The 4,734-nt window shown below is 35.7% G+C and carries 3 protein-coding genes; 1 reads left to right on the forward strand and 2 read right to left on the reverse strand.

All coding sequences use genetic code 11. From position 1 onward, the window contains the following. Window positions 1-2,084 (reverse strand): S8 family serine peptidase (locus HP456_RS20075; protein WP_172254400.1); only part of this gene is annotated, 2,084 nt, incomplete at its 3' end. Between the two features lie 528 nt (window positions 2,085-2,612). Between HP456_RS20075 and HP456_RS20080 the strand changes: the two genes are divergently transcribed. Beyond that, window positions 2,613-3,158, forward strand: coding sequence for a signal peptidase I (locus HP456_RS20080; RefSeq protein ID WP_172254402.1), 546 nt, complete (start codon window positions 2,613-2,615; stop codon window positions 3,156-3,158). Between the two features lie 229 nt (window positions 3,159-3,387). Here HP456_RS20080 and HP456_RS20085 read toward each other — a convergent pair whose 3' ends face one another. Beyond that, on the reverse strand, window positions 3,388-4,632 hold the full coding sequence (locus tag HP456_RS20085) for a helix-turn-helix domain-containing protein (protein ID WP_172254404.1): 1,245 nt from the start codon (window positions 4,630-4,632) through the stop codon (window positions 3,388-3,390). Between the last annotated feature and the right edge of the window lie 102 nt (window positions 4,633-4,734).

Genomic DNA, 4,734 nt, shown 5'->3' on the forward strand with positions numbered 1-4,734 from the left:
TTTTGATAGTGACTGCCAAATGCGATAGAACCGGTCTCCTCATCAATTTCAACGGTTTCATTTCCCTCTACATTCTCTGTTTTATCAAGGACCTTTAAAGAAACGCCTGCATGGGCCGCTTCATAGATATCAACCCGTCCTGCCCCTACTTCATTTACTGAGTATTTTTCTTTCAACTCATCTGCTGTATTCATTAATGCTTCCTTCACCTCAAATGGTGAGTAATCCGGATGCTCTTGTAAAATCAATGCAGCTGCACCTGCAACATGTGGAGATGCCATAGACGTTCCCTGCATACGTGTGTACGCAATATCGTAATTGTCTCCATCTTCTGGATCATTCATATATTCAGGATAAGTTGAAAAGATAGCTACACCTGGCGCAACAACATCTGGTTTAATATCATAATTTTTTGCAACCGGACCACGCGAACTAAAGTCTGCTAAATAATCGCCTTCGGTTTTCACACTCCCCATTGATTCGAAAGTAAATGAGACATTTTCTTGTGATCGTAAGCGTTCACCATCAGCTTTTGTTAGCTGGAAGGTTGGAACATAACCAGTGCTCTCGCCTAAGTATGCTGAAATTTCCCCTTCAACGTTGTTGTAAACAATAACCGCTGCTGCACCTGCTTTTTTAGCGTTTTGAATTTTTTCATCAAAAGCGATTTCACCACGTTGGATTAATGCGAGCTTTCCTTTCAGATCCTTCCCTTCAAAATCACCGCTCTTCCCAATTCCAGCATAAACAACAGGGAAAGATTTATCCTTTAACTCTTCCAAATCATCTGAAAAGTTCTTACCTAATAATTTAATCTCACCATACTTTTCATCACCAGCACTCGCAGTATATGTGGCGATGGTTTGTGATACATCACTTGCACCTACCGTAATAGCGAAAGCAGATGTACCAGGAGAACCGACCGTTTTTTCATTAGGTCCAGCATTACCTGCTGCAACAACAGAGACAACTCCAGACAGCATCGCATTGTTAATGGCTACAGAGGTTGGATAAAGAGCATCATTCACACTTGCTCCTAATGATAGATTGATAACATCCATTCCATCCTCAACTGCTTTGTCAATCCCGGCCAGAACAGCATCTGTTGTCCCGCTTCCATAAGGACCTAGTACGCGATACCCATATAAGTCTGATTCAGGTGCAACTCCTTCAACTGCATAATCGACAGCGTTTTTCTCTTGACCAGCGATTGTCCCTGAGACATGTGTTCCATGTGAAGTATAGTAGGGGGAACCAATTGCAGGATGTAATTCAGGATAATTCGTTTTCTTCCAATCTTCATAAGTTGCTTCCATTGGGTCCGAATCATTATCCACAAAGTCATATCCACCTTTATAAGCATCTTTTAAATCTGGATGGTTATAATCAATCCCTGTATCAATAACTCCTACTTTTATCCCTTTTCCCTTAATATTTTCTTCATGGAGCTTGTCCGCACCGATTTGGCGATTACTATCAGCTGAACCTGATTGTGCTGTGGATTTTAATTCTTCTGGTTCTTTCGGGAGATCTAGTTGGTATTCTTTGTTATTCCATACCCGTTTGACAACGTCAGATTTCACTAACTCTTCAAGCATATTGCCTGGAACGGTAACTGCCGCTCCGTTAAATGCATGTTTATATTCTCTAGTAATCTTCGAATCATTTAACTGTTGACTATAAGCGATTTTTAATCCTGTCAGTTTATTAAATTCCTTTTTAAATTGTTGATGGGATGCCTCTACTTTATCTATTGCAGAAGACAATGCCATCTTTTTTCCTTCTTCTTTTTGTTTCATCAATTCAACTTTTGCTGGCGCTTGTTTAAATTCAACAATGACATTCACTAATTCAGGACTATTTACATTGATATCCGGAGAGATAACAAATCCTGGTCCGATTTCTAGCTCTTTAAGCGCCTTTCTTTGTTCATCACTTAAGTTCTTTAGTATTCCTTCAACATCTGTAATTTTTGTTTTCTCTGACTCTTTTGCAAGTACATTAAACGGAATACCAGAAGATGTTATTAAACTTACTGTTAATGCTGACCCTAACAATATACGCCCTAATTTCTTGTTCTTCATACCCTTCCTCCTTTGTTTTCCCTGCATAAGTGAAAATAGTATCTGTATTTCTCATGATGCCCCTTCGATCATTTCAAGTAGATGTAGATACGAAAAATTCCCAACAAAATGAATTTATCGAATATTCACTCTACAATTATCTTATAGCATGTACTTTGTGTCGTATATTGGAATAATTTTATTCTCAATTATTAGGTCTTTCCTATCAAATTTCAGTAGGTAAAAGATCATGAATACGCCATTTTTACGACTCAATTAAGAGTACCACCTAAATACCCGATTTCTAATTACCTATTTGTTTTATGGAAGAATTTAAAAAATAGTCGAAATTACCCCAAATCAGGAAAATCCTCAAACATATCAATGTGTGAAATTACGAGAAATTAGAAGGAATCGCTTTATTTATCAAACAAAACAAATAAAATTCGGCAAATATCATAGTTTTTATTTTGGTAGAAAAAGCTTACAATGGCGAAATAAAATTAATTTTGGGAAACATTCTGAAATTAAGTGAAGGTTGGGGAAATTGTGATTAAAATTCTTTCTAAAAGCATTTCGATATTTCTTTTCATCATCATCATTCTGGTTATAGCCTTTTTACTATATTCCACGTTTCAATCAAAAAAGCACCCAGAAAAAGTACCCACTATTTTTGGAATAAGTCCATTAACGGTATTAACCAATAGTATGCATCCATTCATTAAATCAGGTGATTTAGTTATTATAAAAAAGGTTACTCCGTCCGAAGTGAAAATAAATGATGTGATTACATTTAAAGAGACTGAAACAAAAATTATCACTCACCGTGTAATTGATATTAAACAAGATCAAGGAACCGTTGGATTTGTCACAAAAGGAGACAACAACAACGTAAAAGACGCCAATATCGTCCACTCAAACCATTTAATCGGCAGTCTAGCATTTAAGATTCCAAAGGCAGGATATATCGCAAAGTTTGTTAGCGGTCCTATTGGATTTATTCTATTAATTCTTATACCAGCTACTGGATACATTTGTTTAGAAGTTTATGAAAGACTTTCGAAACCTAAGAAAAAGCCATCATCTGACTCTTAAAGTTACCAAAGCCCTTTCTGTTTGGTTCCCCCCTCCTTGGGTTCCATATAAAACGTATAGGAATTCAGAATAAAAAAATCCCTGGAGTCAGGACTGTATTTACTTTGCCCGTGGTTGTACCAATGCTGGAACTGGGTTTAATAGCAAAGTGAATATTTATATTTCAAGTCAAATAAAAATAGGGAAATGAAAAACCCCCATTAAATTTATGATGGGGGTTTAACACGACCTAATCCAATTCATTATAGCTTATCTCAGCAAGCATTTTCTTTTTAGCGAGAGCCCACGCCTTTTCGTTTTGATTTGTTTTTATATAGTAACGAAATAGCCTAACTTCAAAGTGCTGGATTAAACCCTCGTTTCCTAACTCAATAAAGTGAGGGATCACCTCATCTTCAACGTATTCATAATAGGAATCTTCCTTCTCATTCAGTAAAAATAAATGTAACTTAAAATATAAATATCTTTTGTCTTTTCCCTGTTTTGCATGGTGTAGACCTCTTTTCGCATCGGACAATAGGCATTCTTTCGATTTTAAGTTTCCTTTATAACAAATGTTTATATATAAATCCAACATGGTTAGAAATAGGAAATTTTCTTCATTCATTAAGGTCAATCCTTCTTCAAGATACTCTTTTGCTTCTTCATAATGTTTTCTTCTGAACAGCTCTTCTCCAAGATTATAATAGAGTTTAATTAATCGATCTACAGATTGAATCTTTTTAGCAGATTGAATCAGTTTATAATAATATTGGCCAGTCTCTTTTAGGCTAAATTGTGATTGAGCGTTTAGTTGGAGGATAATCAGTGTTTCTGTATCAAGTATACGTGTGAAACTTAATGTTTCTTGAAAATAGCGCAAAGCTTTTTGAGCATAATAGTACGCTAAAGTATTGTCATGAACGGCATGATAGGATATAGCCAAGTGATAATAATATTCTTGGCTCGTGTAACTGGAATCAATTTTCTTTAGGACTTCAATAGAATTCTTGTAGCTTCCGATACTAAAGTAATAGATTCCCTGAACATGTTTATATAGGTTGCTCTCATAAGGGGAAAGGTTGATGTCTAGTTTCTTGATTTTTTTCATCAATTTATGACATTTTTCCATTTCATAATGAACGAGATAATGACGGGCTAAAAGCAATGAGTAGTGCACTTGAAAGTCGGGAATATCCGTTAATTGGTTTGCGTCAAGTGCTGCTTTTTTCACTTTCATGTTTTCGGTATCTAACATAACAATAGCATTTTTCCATTCTTCTAATTTTTCTTCAAAACTTTTGTAATTCCTTACTTCGTCTTGGATATCTATTCCTAATTGTTTAGAAAGAATAGTAGTAATTTCCCCTGAATATTCTGTTATGCCTCTTTCAATTTTACTTAAATGACTGACAGAACAAATTCCTTTCGAAAGCTGTTCCTGAGTGTATCCCTTTTTTTCTCTGTAGTATCTTAAAATTTTCCCCTCGATCACCTTTGTCCCCTCCTACTGATAGTTTTAAGAACAATCCCATATCTTATTTAAATAGGGTGTCGACTAAGTCAGCGCCCTCCATTTCTAATTTAGCCAGAAAAT

The organism is Bacillus haikouensis (genome assembly GCF_013179555.1).
Classification (GTDB): Bacteria; Bacillota; Bacilli; order Bacillales; family Bacillaceae_B; genus Rossellomorea; species Rossellomorea haikouensis_A.